The sequence below is a fragment of the Mesorhizobium sp. M0633 genome, from assembly GCF_040320645.1.
Taxonomy (GTDB): domain Bacteria; phylum Pseudomonadota; class Alphaproteobacteria; order Rhizobiales; family Rhizobiaceae; genus Mesorhizobium.
Map to the genome: position 1 here is coordinate 58226 of NZ_JAMYQC010000011.1, position 13651 is coordinate 71876.

At 64.0% G+C, this 13651-nt stretch carries 13 protein-coding genes and 1 pseudogene; 12 read left to right on the forward strand and 2 right to left on the reverse strand.

Annotated elements, in window-relative coordinates:
- Positions 1-65: 65 nt before the first annotated feature.
- The 4 genes from pheT (at position 66) to NKI47_RS14220 (ending at position 4189) form a co-directional block, all read left to right on the forward strand.
- Positions 66-2474 (forward strand): phenylalanine--tRNA ligase subunit beta, encoded by a 2409-nt coding sequence (pheT, locus tag NKI47_RS14205; protein WP_352590812.1) that lies wholly within the window; start codon positions 66-68, stop codon positions 2472-2474.
- A gap of 10 nt (positions 2475-2484) precedes the next feature.
- On the forward strand, positions 2485-3078 hold the full coding sequence (locus tag NKI47_RS14210; protein ID WP_245274729.1) for a prolyl hydroxylase family protein: 594 nt from the start codon (positions 2485-2487) through the stop codon (positions 3076-3078).
- Between the two features lie 28 nt (positions 3079-3106).
- On the forward strand, positions 3107-3478 hold the full coding sequence (locus tag NKI47_RS14215) for a hypothetical protein (RefSeq protein ID WP_352590815.1): 372 nt from the start codon (positions 3107-3109) through the stop codon (positions 3476-3478).
- Between the two features lie 108 nt (positions 3479-3586).
- The gene (locus NKI47_RS14220; protein ID WP_023677579.1) at positions 3587-4189 is read left to right on the forward strand and encodes a nucleotidyltransferase family protein; all 603 of its coding nucleotides are present in this window, start codon (positions 3587-3589) and stop codon (positions 4187-4189) included.
- 270 nt (positions 4190-4459) lie between these two features.
- Here NKI47_RS14220 and NKI47_RS14225 read toward each other — a convergent pair whose 3' ends face one another.
- Positions 4460-5455, reverse strand: a complete 996-nt coding sequence (locus tag NKI47_RS14225) for an aldo/keto reductase (protein ID WP_023677580.1) — start codon at positions 5453-5455, stop codon at positions 4460-4462.
- A 105-nt stretch (positions 5456-5560) separates the two neighbouring features.
- On the opposite strand from NKI47_RS14225, the gene NKI47_RS14230 reads away from it, so the two are divergent.
- The 5 genes and pseudogenes from NKI47_RS14230 (at position 5561) to NKI47_RS14250 (ending at position 10773) form a co-directional block, all read left to right on the forward strand.
- Positions 5561-6451, forward strand: coding sequence for a LysR family transcriptional regulator (locus NKI47_RS14230; protein ID WP_023677581.1), 891 nt, complete (start codon positions 5561-5563; stop codon positions 6449-6451).
- A gap of 60 nt (positions 6452-6511) precedes the next feature.
- Complete coding sequence (locus NKI47_RS14235; protein WP_352568460.1) at positions 6512-7090, forward strand: cytochrome b; 579 nt, start codon at positions 6512-6514, stop codon at positions 7088-7090.
- 68 nt (positions 7091-7158) lie between these two features.
- On the forward strand, positions 7159-7734 hold the full coding sequence (locus NKI47_RS14240) for a YceI family protein (protein WP_352590818.1): 576 nt from the start codon (positions 7159-7161) through the stop codon (positions 7732-7734).
- A gap of 373 nt (positions 7735-8107) precedes the next feature.
- Complete coding sequence (locus NKI47_RS14245) at positions 8108-9094, forward strand: Gfo/Idh/MocA family protein (protein ID WP_352590821.1); 987 nt, start codon at positions 8108-8110, stop codon at positions 9092-9094.
- 58 nt (positions 9095-9152) lie between these two features.
- Positions 9153-10773, forward strand: a pseudogene (locus tag NKI47_RS14250) (FAD-binding dehydrogenase).
- A 164-nt stretch (positions 10774-10937) separates the two neighbouring features.
- Here the strand turns inward: NKI47_RS14250 and NKI47_RS14255 are convergent.
- Positions 10938-11684, reverse strand: a complete 747-nt coding sequence (locus NKI47_RS14255) for a GntR family transcriptional regulator (RefSeq protein WP_352590824.1) — start codon at positions 11682-11684, stop codon at positions 10938-10940.
- A 99-nt stretch (positions 11685-11783) separates the two neighbouring features.
- Between NKI47_RS14255 and NKI47_RS14260 the strand changes: the two genes are divergently transcribed.
- The 3 genes from NKI47_RS14260 to NKI47_RS14270 all read left to right on the forward strand — a co-directional run bounded on the left by NKI47_RS14260 (position 11784) and on the right by NKI47_RS14270 (position 13644).
- Complete coding sequence (locus NKI47_RS14260) at positions 11784-12338, forward strand: autotransporter (protein ID WP_023677588.1); 555 nt, start codon at positions 11784-11786, stop codon at positions 12336-12338.
- A 159-nt stretch (positions 12339-12497) separates the two neighbouring features.
- Positions 12498-13283, forward strand: coding sequence for a DUF899 domain-containing protein (locus NKI47_RS14265; RefSeq protein ID WP_023677589.1), 786 nt, complete (start codon positions 12498-12500; stop codon positions 13281-13283).
- Positions 13284-13377: 94 nt separating this feature from the next.
- Positions 13378-13644, forward strand: a complete 267-nt coding sequence (locus tag NKI47_RS14270; RefSeq protein WP_023677590.1) for a hypothetical protein — start codon at positions 13378-13380, stop codon at positions 13642-13644.
- Positions 13645-13651 lie beyond the last annotated feature (7 nt).

The window sequence follows — 13651 nt, forward strand, 5'->3', positions numbered from 1 at the left end:
CACATGTCCGACGCGCGGCCGCATAGCTTCAAGTGCAACGTGCCCAGACCAGACGGAACACAGTCATGAAACTCACCCTCTCCTGGCTCAAGGATCATCTCGAGACCGACGCCTCGCTGGCGGAAATCGTCGAGCGTCTCACCTCGATCGGCCTCGAGGTCGAGCATATCGACGACCGGGCGAGCCTGGCCCCCTTCGTCATCGCCAAGGTGCTGACGGCGGTCCAGCATCCCGACGCCGACCGGCTTCGCGTGCTGACCGTCGACACCGGCGACGGCAAGCCGCCGGTGCAGGTTGTGTGTGGAGCGCCGAACGCCCGCGCGGGCCTGATCGGCGCCTTTGCAGCACCGGGCACCTATATTCCCGGCATCGACGTGACGCTGACCGTCGGCAAGATCCGCGGCGTTGAAAGCCACGGCATGATGTGCTCCGAGCGCGAGCTCGAATTGTCCGAGGAGCATGACGGCATCATCGACCTTCCGGCCGATGCGCCGGTCGGTACCAGCTTCGCCGCCTATGCCCATCTCGACGACCCGCTGATCGAGATCAATCTGACGCCGAACCGGCCGGATGCGACCAGTGTCCATGGCATCGCCCGCGATCTGGCGGCGAGCGGGCTCGGCACGCTGAAGAGCGCGCCGATAGAGCCGATCCCCGGCAAGGGCGAGACGCCGGTCAAGGTGACGATCGAAGCGCCGGAGCTCTGTCCCGGTTTTGCGCTGCGCCTGGTGCGCGGCGTCAAGAACGGACCGTCGCCGAAATGGCTGCAGCAAAGGCTTCTCGCCATCGGCTTGAGGCCGATCAGCGCGCTCGTCGATATCACCAATTACGTCACCTTCGACCGCGGTCGGCCGCTGCATGTCTTCGACGCTGCGAAGGTCACCGGCAATCTCGCCGTGCGCCGGGCGCGTGATGGCGAAAAGGTGCAGGCGCTCGACGGCCGCGAATACACGCTGACGCCGGAGATGTGCGTCATCGCCGACCAGGACGGCATCGAATCGATCGCCGGCATCATGGGCGGCGAGCATTCCGGCTGCAACGAGAACACCACCGACGTGCTGATCGAGTCGGCGCTTTGGGACCCGATCACCACCGCCCGCACCGGCCGCACGCTCGGCATCATCACCGACGCACGCTACCGCTTCGAGCGTGGCGTCGACCCGGAAATGATGATTCCCGGTGTGGAGCTGGCGACGAAGCTGGTGCTCGATTTCTGCGGCGGTACGCCGGCGCAAACCGAAGTCGTCGGCTATGCCGGCCATCAGCCGAAGATCGTCTCGTTCCCATTGTCGGAAGTGAAGCGGCTGACCGGCATCGAAGTGCCGCGCGCGACGAGCCTCGACATTCTAGCCCGCCTCGGCTTCAAGCCGGAGGGCACGGGCGATGTCGTCAATGTGGCGGTCCCGTCCTGGCGGCCGGATGTCGACGGCAAGGCCGACCTGGTCGAGGAGGTCATGCGCATCCACGGCGTCGACAATATCGCGCCGCAGCCGCTTGGTTCGCACGATGCGGTCAACGCCAGGATCCTGACTGTGCTGCAGATCCGCACCCGCGCCGCCAAGCGGGCGCTTGCCGTGCGCGGCATGATGGAGGCCGTCACCTGGTCGTTCGTTCCGGCAAAACACGCCGAATTGTTCGGCGGCGGCCAGCAGGCGCTGAAGCTTGCCAACCCGATCGCCGCCGATATGTCGGACATGCGGCCGTCGCTGCTGCCGGGGCTGATTGCGGCAGCTCAGCGCAATGCCGACAGGGGCATCGGCGATGTCGCGCTGTTCGAAGTGTCGGGCACTTACGAGGGCGACGGCGCCGACCAGCAGCGGCGTGTTGCCGCCGGCGTGCGGCGCGGCACCGCCAGGCTCGAGGGCTCCGGCCGCCATTGGGCCGGCAATGCCGGCGCCGTCGGCGTCTTCGATGCCAAGGCCGATGCGATCGCAGCACTCGAAGCCTGCGGCGCGCCGGTCGAGCGGCTGCAGATCGAGGCTGGCGGCCCGGCCTGGTATCATCCCGGCCGCTCCGGCACGATCAAGCTTGGGCCGAAGGTAATCCTTGGCACGTTTGGCGAGTTCCACCCGAAGACGCTGGAGGGGCTGGACGTCTCCGGCCCGCTCTGCGGCTTCGAAGTGTTCATCGATGCGGTGCCCGAGCCGAAGGCCAAGCCGACGCGGACGAAGCCGAGGCTTGATCTGTCCGCCTTCCAGGCGGTCAAGCGCGATTTCGCCTTCGTTGTCGACAAGGCGGTCGAAGCCGGCACACTCGTTCGCGCCGCCCTTGCCGCCGACCGAAAGCTGATTTCCGGCGTCTCGGTGTTCGATGTTTTCGAGGGTGCAGCGCTCGGCGCGGCGAAAAAATCGATCGCCATTGAAGTGTCGATCCAGCCGGTCGAAAAGACGCTGACCGACGACGATTTCGAGGCGCTGGCCAAGCGCATCGTCGAGAATGTCGGCAAGCAGACCGGCGGCGTGCTCAGAACCTAGAACGGATGCGATGATGGTTCACACCAGCAAACTCTCCATCACCTGGCTGGCAACTCACATCGGGACGATCGACGGCTTCTTGGATGACCAGGAATGCGCCGATCTGATCGCTGACAGTGAACGGCACGGTTTCGAGGCGGCCAAGGTGAACAGCTCCGGCGGCGCCACCGTCCTGAAGGAGCTTCGCAATAACGACCGGGTTGTCTTCGATGACGAGGACCTTGCGGATTTGCTCTTCGCACGGGCGCGGCCTCTGCTCTATCGTGGTCTCGGCGACTGGCGCTTGACCGGGCTGAATGAGCGTTTCCGTTTCTATCGCTATGGGCCGGGCCAGAAGTTCGATTGGCACCATGACGGCTATTTCGAGCGCCACGCCTTGGAGCGCAGTCAGTTCACGTTCATGATTTATCTATCAGATGGATTTGAAGGGGGAGGAACCTCGTTTCGCGGCGAGGTGCCGGGCTATGCCGGTAGCAGTCTTCTGGTGAAGCCGAAGAAAGGAATGGCACTGGCGTTCTACCATCCGATCGAGCATCGCGGCGACGAGGTGCTGTCGGGGCGCAAGTACGTCATCCGAACGGACGTGATGTACAAGCGCCAATGAAACGCTGTCCGTTCTGCCGCTGAGCTAAATGCACCTGACCCCGCTGGAAGTGTTTTTCGTCAAGGAGTTCTGCCGTTCCGCCGGCGTTTCTCCTGACATGATGCGTGCGCTGAAAGTCAAAGACCGCAGCCGCGATCCTGTAGGGTTCATGACCACAATCGTTGCCTCATCGGTTCCCCCGGAATTGCGCTTTGAGAGTCGAGTGTTCAGTTCGCTTCGGGTAGCGTGCGTTGGACCTGACCAGCTTCTTTGCGGCATGGTGCTGTTCTTCGATGAGATTGAAGGAAAGCTAGATGCGATCGAAGGCTTTGTGTACGGCGAAGAATGGCCGTCAATCGAGGAGCCAGTCTTCTGGTCCGAGACCGACCGAACAATGAGCCTTGGGCGAGAGGGAAACTAGCCTGCAGAAATGGGCGTCACGACGCCCTTTCCGATAATTGCACAACGGATGGCGCGCTGAGGATCTAGAGGGGTTGCCGGCAGGTGACGAATCGCCCTCCAAAGGGCGATGGACCATCTGCGCTATTCAGGGCTGCCCTTCGAGGAACAGCGTGCAGTCTTTCTCGATATCGTCTCAGCCGATCCGCTGGTCGGTGAGACGCTGTCGCGGGTACGGGTGCTAGGCCTGCCGGACTGGCTGGTCGTCTCAGGCGCGCTTTACAACAGCGTCTGGAATCATCTGACCGGAAAGCCCTCGGGGTACGGCATCCGGGATGTCGACCTGTTCTATTTCGATGAGAGCGATCTGTCCTATGAAGCCGAGGACACGGTCATCCGCCGGGCGGCGAAGCAGTTCGAAGGACTGACGCTGCCGGTCGAAGTGCGCAACCAGGCGCGGGTGCATCTGTGGTTTGAGGCGCGCTTTGGCGGTTCCTATCCCAGACTGTCGTCGTCCGCCGAGGCGCTGTCCTATTTCGCTTCGAAAACCCATGCGGTCGGCGTTAGATTCGGCATCGATGGGCAACTCGCGCTCGTGGCGCCGTTCGGGCTCGACGACATCTTCTCGTTTCGCGTTACCCCGAACCGTGCACTGGATAATCGGCAGACGCACGAGATGAAGGGCGCGCGTGCCAGGGAGAACTGGCCGGAGATCAGTGTCGTGCCTTGGTAGGAAATGTCGGCGCGAGGCACCCCCCCTCTGCCCTGCCGGGCATCTCCCCCTCAAGGGGGGAGATCGGATGTCGCCTCGGCTTTCGCCAATCACCGGCGCCGGAAGGGCGGGGAGGGCGCGGGAACTGCCAATCTCCCCCCTTGAGGGGGAGATGTCCGGCAGGACAGAGGGGGTGCCTCGCGCCGAGGTCTCACAACGCTTTGCATCGCACCGTATTAGTCAAAAAGGGGTGCCGAAACGCCCCGTTTCGATTGCGCCGTCGATTGCCGTTCACCCGTTGACCAGCGCCAGCAGCTCCTCGGTATAGCGCTTGCCGACCACCTTTTCCGGCGACAGGGCGTCGCCGATGGATGCCACCTCGGCCTGGCTCAGTACGATATCGGCTGCCGCCGTATTCTGTTCGAGATGTCGGATCTTGCGGGCACCAGGGATCGGGACAATGAAGTCGCCCTGATGCAGCACCCAGGCGAGCGCCAGCTGCGCCGGCGTCACGCCCTTCCCGGCGGCCATCTTTTCCAGCACGGCGACGACCGCCGCATTGGCCGCCATGGCGTCGGCCTGGAAGCGCGGCAACCCGCGGCGCCAGTCGTCGGCGCCGAGAACATCGGGCTTGGCGATCGTGCCGGTGAGCAGGCCGCGGCCGAGCGGGCTATACGGGACAAAGCCGATGCCGAGCTCGCGGCAGACGGCAAACACTTCCCCCTCCGGATCGCGGCTCCACAGTGAATACTCGCTCTGCACGGCGGCGATCGGGTGCACGGCATGCGCCCGGCGGATGGTCGCCGCACTCGCCTCCGACAGGCCGAGCGCCCGCACCTTGCCCTCGCGCACCAGCTCGGCCATGGCGCCGACCGTATCCTCGATCGGCACGTTGGGGTCGACGCGGTGCTGGTAATAGAGATCGATCACCTCCGTATCCAACCGCTTCAATGACGCTTCGGCCACCGCCTTGACATGCTCCGGGCGGCTATCGACACCGGCCATGCGCTCCATGCCGCTGCCTTCTTCGAGGATCTTGAAGCCGAATTTGGTTGCGATCGTCACCTTGTCACGCACCGGCTTCAGCGCCTTGCCGACCAGGATTTCGTTCTCGTAAGGGCCATAGACCTCGGCCGTGTCGAAGAAATTGACCCCGATCTCGACGGCATGGCGCAGCGTGGCAATCGCCTCCGCCTCCGGCTGGCCACCATAGGCAAAGCTCATCCCCATGCAGCCGAGGCCGACCGGGTAGACGTCAAGTTCATTGCCAAGCTTGCGGGTTTGCATCACGTGTCTCCTTGTTGTGATGGTTGTGATGCCGCAGAGATAGCGTCTTGCCCTGCGTTCGATAATCGGCTCTCATTTGCACGGGCTGTTCCAAGAAATAGATCAATGAAGCGAACCCATCTTTCACAGCTCGCGGTACTGGCAACGGTCGCCCAATGCGGCAGTTTTCGCGGCGCCGCCAAGGAGCTGGCGATCGCGCCATCGGCGGTCAGCTATGCGGTGTCCAGCCTGGAAGCGTGTCTTGGCGTTCGCCTGCTGGCGCGCAGCACGCGCAGCGTCGCTCCGACCGAGGAGGGCGCGCAACTGCTCGAGCGCCTCAGGCCGGCGCTGTCGGAAATCGACCTGGCGCTGGAATCGGCGATCGAGGCGCGCGACCGGCCGGCCGGCAATCTCCGGCTGACCGTGCCGCGCACCGCGGCCCACCTGGCGCTGACGCCGAGGCTCAGCGCCTTTGCGGCTGCCTATCCCGACATCGTGCTGGAGATCGTCATCGAGGACCGCTTCACCGACGTCGTCGAGGGCGGCTTCGATGCCGGTGTGCGACTGGGCGAGAGCCTGCAACGCGACATGATCGCGGTGCGCATCGGACCAGACCTTCGCGGCGCCGTGGTCGGCGCGCCAGCCTATTTCGAGACCGTGCCCAAGCCGCAGCATCCGCGCGATCTCGCCGCTTACCGCTGCATCCGCTTCCGCTTCTCCAGCGGCATTCTCTACCGCTGGGAATTCGAGCAAAACGGCGAGGAGATCGAGATAGCGGTGCAAGGGCCGCTGATCCTCGACGAGGACCATCTGATTGCCAATGCCGCGGTTGACGGCGCCGGGCTCGCCTTCGTGTTCGAGGACTATGTCCGCGCCGCGCTCGCCGCCGGCAAGCTCGTTCGCGTGCTGGAGGACTGGTGCCCGCGCTTCGACGGCTTCTTCGTCTATTACCCCAGCCGCCGCCAGATGCGGCCGGCGCTCAGGGCCTTTGTCGATTTTTTCAAGGTCGGCGAGTAAGCCAACCCTCCCCACAAGGGAGAGGTGGAAGAAAGCCGACCTGGCATTCGTTCACCGACCATGTCAGCACTGCCCAAAAACCAGACGGCCGGCTACGGCTGGACGGCGATCATCCTTCACTGGCTGATCGCGGCGCTCTTTATCGGCCAGTTCGTGCTCGGCTTCGTCATGGTGCGGCTGTCCAGCCAGCGCACCGCCTTCGAGCTGATCCAGCTGCATAAATCCTTCGGCTTCCTGCTGCTTGGACTGGTCATCCTGCGCATCGCCTGGCGCCTAGGCAGACCGGCCCCGCCGCTGCCGCGCTCGGTCGGGCCTTTCGAGCGCCGTGCGGCGCCGCTGGTCCATCTCGCGCTTTATGCGTTTCAGCTCGCTCTGCCGTTGTCCGGCTGGGCGCTGGTCTCGGTCTCGGTGCTGGAGATCCCGAGCGTGCCGTTCAATCTGTTCGTCATGCCCAATCTGCCGCTCGGTGAATCGGACACGGCAGAAAGCTTCTGGGCAGCGACGCACTGGTATCTCGCCTATGCCGGCATCGGACTTGTCGCTTTGCATCTCGCCGCAGCGCTGCGCCATCATTTCTGGCTGAGGGATACCGTGCTGACGCGCATGATCACGGCTTCGTCACATCACGACAGGGAATAGAGCGGACGGCTCATTCGTTGACGGGGCGAGGACGCAAGAAAGCGTTGCCTGCCAAGAGGACCATTTCCATGTACGCGCGCATCTTCGGATTTGCGGCCGCCGCCGCTTGTTTTGCCATGCCTGTTTTCGCCGCCGTTGCCCTCGGCGACGCGGCCGGCAGCTACATCATCCGCCCGGGGAGTTCCAGCATCCACTTCTCCATCGCCAAGCTCGGCGGCGGCGGTCTCGACGGCGCCTTCGCCCGCTTCAAGGGCAGTATCCTGATCGACAACAGCGATGTCGGCCGGTCCCAGGTCAATTTCACCATCTTCCCCGAAAGCGTCGGCACCGGCCAAAGCCGCATCGATGCCTTTCTTCGCTCGGACGCGGTCTTCGACGCCGCCGACAACCCGGAGATCCAGTTCCGTTCGACCAGCGTCAAACGGACCGGCGACACGTCAGCCCTGGTTACCGGCAGGCTGACGGCGCGCGGCAAGACCTTTCAGGAAAAATTCACCGCCGATCTCGGCGGCCTCAAGGCGGGCACGATAAAATTCCACGTCACCGGCAAGGTGCTGCGGTCGCGCTACGGCATGGATGTCGGCACGCCGATTTATTCCAACGTCGTCGACTTCGACATGACGCTGACCGGCAAGCGGGGATAGTCTTTGCAGGACCGGGGTTCCTTGCCCCCGCAAAGCGGGGGAGAGGTGGCCCGGCGAAGCCCGGGACGGAGAGGGGGACGACGGCCGCCAAGCCAGAATCCTGGAGGGGCAGGGCGCGGACTGATTATGATGCGAAGCGCATAACGGGCGCGTGAACAGCCAATTCGGCCGCCGCAAAGGCCCCTCTCCGTCTCGGGCTTCGCCCGAGCCACCTCTCCCCACTTCGTGGGGCGGGGAACCCAGGTTCCGCAAGGGCAGCGCCGGCATCCGGACAAGCCGCAGATGATCGCCCTGTTCGCCGCCATGCTCCCGCATTGGCTTTTCTCCTGAATTAGGGCAAACCTCCAGGCCTGCAATCGAGAGGAGAAATTTGATGTTCCGATGGGGTGTTTTGTCGACGGCCAAGATCGGCCGCGAGCAGCTTTTGCCGGCAATCGTCGAGGCGGAGAACGGCGTGCTGTCCGCGATTGCCAGCCGCGATCTGTCGAAAGCGCGGGCGCTGGGCGAACGCTTCGGTGCGCGCCACGCGTTCGGCTCCTATGAGGAGCTGCTCGCCTCCAGCGACATCGACGGCGTCTACATTCCGCTGCCGACCTCGCAGCATGTCGAATGGACGGCCAAGGCGATCGAGGCCGGCAAGCATGTCCTGGTCGAAAAACCGCTGGCGCTCGATGCCAAGGACATTCCGCCGCTGATCAAGCTGCGCGATGCCAGGAAGGTGCTGGTCTGCGAAGCCTTCATGGTCGTCTACCATCCGCAGTGGATCAAGGTGCGCGAGCTGATCGCCAACGGCGCCATCGGCCGGCTGCGCCATGTCCAGGGCGCGTTCTCCTATTACAATGTCGACCCCAACAACATGCGCAACAAGCTCGATCTCGGCGGCGGCGCGCTGCCCGACATCGGCGTCTATCCGACGGTATCGACGCGCTTTTCGACCGGCAAGGAGCCTCTGCGCGTCCAGGCGACGATCGAGCGCGACAAGACATTCGGCACCGACATCTATTCCTCGATCCGCGCCGATTTCGGCGACTTCGAGCTGTCGTTTTACCTGTCGACGCAGATGGCGGCACGCCAGGTGATGGTCTTGCACGGCGAGAAGGGCTTCATCGAGGTGTTCTCACCGTTCAACGCCGGGCTCTACGACCATCACCGCGTCGAGCTGCACAACCAGAACCACAGCGAGGCGCAGGTGTTCCGCTTTCCCGGCACGCAGCAATACCGGCTGGAAGTCGAGGCCTTTGCGCGGGCGGCCCAGGGCGGCAAGGACCGCGTCTTCACTCTGGAAGAATCGGTGCTCAACCAGAAGGTCATCGATGCCATCTTCCGCGCCGGCGAGAAGGAAGGCTGGGAAACAGTCTAGGCCGGCCATGATCCCAAAAAGTGGGGACCGGTTTTTGGACAAGATCATGGCCAAATAGATGTCCGACGATGCGGATGTGATCATTGTCGGCTCCGGCCTTGCCGGCCTTGTCGCGGCGGCCGAACTGACTGCGGCCGGCAAGAAGACCATCATCGTCGAGCAGGAGCCGGAACAGTCGCTTGGCGGCCAGGCATTCTGGTCGCACGGCGGCATCTTCCTTGTCGATTCGCCCGAACAGCGGCGCATGCGCATCCGCGATTCGTATGAGCTGGCGCTGAGATCTCTGGCCGCGCCGCTGGGCCGAGGCCTATCTCGGCTTCGCCGCCGGCGAGAAGCGCTCCTGGCTCATGCAGCGCGGCCTGAAATTCTTTCCGGTGGTCGGCTGGGCCGAGCGCGGCGGCGGCAATGCCGTCGGCCACGGCAATTCGGTGCCGCGCTTCCACATCACCTGGGGCACCGGCCCTGGCGTGCTCGAACCGTTCGCGCAGCGCGTACGCGAGGCCGAGAAGCGCGGGCTGATCCGCTTCAAATTCCGTCACCGGGTCAACGAATTGACGCGGACGGGCGGCGTCGTCGACGGCGTGCGCGGCGACCTATTGGCGGCGAGCGATGCCGAGCGCGGCCGCAAGAGCTCGCGCGAGATCACCGGCGATTTCGAGCTGAAGGCGCAGGCCGTCATCGTCGCCTCCGGCGGCATCGGCGCCAATCACCAGCTGGTCCGGGAGAATTGGCCGAAGCGGATGGGCGCGCCGCCGAAACGCATGATCACTGGCGTTCCCGATCATGTCGACGGCCGCATGCTGGCGATCGCCGAAGCCGCCGGCGGCCGGCTGATCAACCGCGACCGCATGTGGCACTATGTCGAGGGCGTCAGGAACTGGGCACCGATCTGGACCGATCATGCGATCCGCATCCTGCCCGGCCCGTCATCGCTGTGGCTCGATGGGCGCGGCAAGCGCCTGCCGGTCCCGCTCTATCCCGGCTTCGACACGTTGGCCACGCTCAGCCACATCATGAGCACCGGCTTCGATCATTCCTGGTTCATCCTGACCAAAAAGATCATCCAGAAGGAGTTCGCGCTGTCGGGCTCCGAGCAGAACCCCGATCTGACGGGGAAGAGCTGGCGCCAGGTGCTCGGCCGCGCCACCAGCGGCGTGCCCGCGCCGGTCAAGGCGTTCATGGAGAAGGGCGAGGATTTCATCGTCGAGCCTGATTTGCCGGCGCTGGTCGCCGGCATGAACGCAGTGGCCGGCGGCGAGCCGCTGCTCGAACTGGCGCAGGTTGAGCGCGAAATCCGCGCCCGCGACCGGCAGCTCGACAATCCGTTCTCCAAGGACATGCAGATTACTGCGTTGCGCGGCGCGCGAGCCTATCTCGGCGACCGGCTGATCCGCACCGCAAGACCGCACAAGCTGCTCGATCCCGCCAATGGCCCGCTGATTGCCGTCAGGCTCAGCATCCTGACCCGCAAGACGCTCGGTGGGCTGGAGACTGACCTCGACAGCCGCGTGCTGGGCGCCGGCGGCCAACCAGTCGAGGGGCTGTACGCGGCGGGCGAGGCCGCCGGTTTCGGCGGCGGCGGCATGCACGGCTATGCAGCGCTCGAAGGCACGTTTCTCGGCGGCTGCATCTTTTCCGGCCGCAGTGCCGGACGGGCGGCGGCACGCGCGGTGGGGTGAAACAAGGCCCGCCGGCGGCCGTTGCGCCAAGGTGGCGGGTCGCACCGAGTGGCCAACTTCCCTTAGAGCATTTTGCAGCCAAATGGAATCATTTGGCGTCCGCATAAATGCGGCAAAACAGATGGTTAGAGCGGGTTACCGGTTCCAGGAGAACCGGAACCGCTCTAGGCGAAGGGCTGCAAATTGACGTCTTGAAGCTTGGAACCGGCAAGCAAAGCCTCGAGCACCTGCTTCTTGAGAGACAGGCACTGCGAACGGACAAGTTTGACGATGGCGGAAACCTCGCCTGCCTCGCAGGCAAGGACCAGCTCCTTTTGCTGGGCGATGATCAACTGGGTGAAGTCGCGGGACTTGAAGCCGAGGTGGAGAACCCGCGCCGACTGGTCGAGTATCTGGTCCAGGAGATGCGCCAGTCGTAAATTTCCCGAGAGCTCCGCAAGGGCCAGACGAAAGGCACGGTCGGCCGCAAGAAAGGCAACGTGGCTGCGTAGCGTCTCCGGCTTCAGCACTTTTTGCGCTGCCAGCCTGACATCCTCGAGCCCGCGCTCGGTCATGTTCGATGCCGCTACCCTGAACACTTCCGGCTCGATCAAGCTGCGGACATCGAAGATCTCGTTGACATCCCGCAGGCTGAGCGTAGCAACGACGTAGCCGCGGCGCGGCTCGCTCCTGACCAGTCCTTCCTGCATCAGGCGGGCCAAGGCCGCGCGGATGGTCGCCTTTTTGATCTGGTATCGATCACCGATCTGTTTCTCCGTCAGCGCTTCGCCGGGGCGCAACACGCAGGCAATGATGTCGTTCCTCAGCTGCTCATATGCCTGTTCCCTGCGAAGGACGTCGGCGGCCGACAGTGCTGTCGCCTCGACCGTAGCCGGTCTTGCCGGTTCGGCGGTCAACTTCGTCGTTTTCATATTTTGTCCGTCTGGCTGTCCGATTGACGCTGGCCTCAGCATTCGCTAGCGTGAGCATCTCAGATAAGCAATCTGAGCATCTCAGGGAGGATAACTGATATGCCTTTAGCCGCCAACTCGCCCCTCTACGCTGTTGCCGATGATATCGTCAATGCAGCGAAAGGGCCAGATCCCCTCGAAGCGGTAAGGACGGTCCTGGGCGACTACACCAACCGCTTTCACGCATCGGGAACACTCGCTCACGAAGAAGACGACGACGAGGTGCTTCTGCATGCGAGTCCGAACCTGACGATCTATCACATCACTCTGTCGCCCGGCCTGCAGTACCCGCCTCACAACCACCTGATGGATGCCTTGATCGGCATCTACAAGGGCAGCGAGACGAACTTCATCTATCCCGTTGCCGGCAGCGAACTCGATGTTCCCGAAAGGCAGGACATCGCAGCGCCTGCCGTGGTGCACATGGCGTCAAATACCGTGCATGCGGTTGCGAATACGGGCGGTGCGCGATCGGGTGCGCTGCATGTCTACCTCGGCGATCTCACACGAACCCACCGGCAGCTGTGGAGTCCGGACAGCAACCACGCCGAGCCGTTTGACAATGACCGCTATCTGGCCGGCGCTCGGCCCATTCAGCAGTCCGGGCACGAATGAGCGCAGGGGCGTCGCGGGCGGCGAAATTGGCCGTGATCAGCGGACCCGTCGGAATCGCGTCACACTTGTCACTCTCGCCAATCCGCTATCGCCCCTATCCTGGCTCACGACCCAACACGTCGCGCCGGTGCGGCGACAAACCAGCAAGGGAGATGCACAATGACGGCACATCAGAATGGCACAGGCGAGCAGACGACGCGGCTCGCGATGAAGACACCACCGGTCGTTTCGCCTGACGCGTGGGAGGCCGCGCGCCAGCAGTTGCTCGTGAAGGAGAAGACTGTGACCCGGGCTCGCGACGCACTGGCCGCCGAGCGCCGGCGGATGCCGTGGATGGCGGTGGAGAAGACCTATACGTTCGAGGGCCCCGACGGAAAGGTGAGCCTGCTCGACCTGTTCGAGGGCCGCCGTCAGCTGATCGTCTACCGCGCCTTCTTCGAGCCCGGCGTATTCGGCTGGCCCGACCACGCTTGCCGCGGCTGCTCGCTGGGGGCGGACCAGGTCGGCAATCTTGCCCATCTGAACGCCCGCGACACCACGCTTGCCTACGCCTCGCGCGCACCGCAGGCCGACATTGCGCGGCTGAAGGCGCGGATGGACTGGAAGATGCCCTGGTACACCATCACCGACAGCTTCGATGCCGATTTCGGCGTTGACGAATGGCACGGCCACAACGTGTTCATCCGCGACGGTGATCGCGTGTTCCGTACCTACTTCATTAACAACCGCGGCGACGAGGCGATGGGGACCGTATGGAGCTATCTCGACCTGTCGCCGCTCGGCCGCCAGGAGGTTTGGGAGGATTCGCCCGAGGGCTATCCGCAGACGCCGACGTACAAGTGGTGGAACTGGCACGACAATTACGGCGCCGAAGCCGTTCCCGACAAAAAGTGGGTCGAGGTGTCGGACGCCGGAGAGGCCGCGTTCCGGAACCGCACTGAATAGAACGTCTTTGGCGTCGCGCAAATGCGGCCAGGACAATTGGAGGAGCGGGATGCACGGTTCGACCGCATCCCGCTCGCTATGCAGGACAACGGACATGAGCGAGATTCATGCAGGCGGATCCACCGGCGATGCGAGCCCGGCCGGCCATAGTGCAGCCGATTGGCTGTCCTTTGCGGCCGCGCCGACCTTCGCAACCATGGCGCTGCTGACGCTTCTCGGCGGCGCGCCGGACATGATGTGCTCGACCGGGCAAGAGGCGTCACCGCTGGGCGGCATGGTCCCGATGTACCTGCTGATGAGCGGCTTTCATTTAGGACCTTGGCTGAAGCAGGTTTCCGGCCGGCGACGCCGCCGCAAATAGAGCTGTA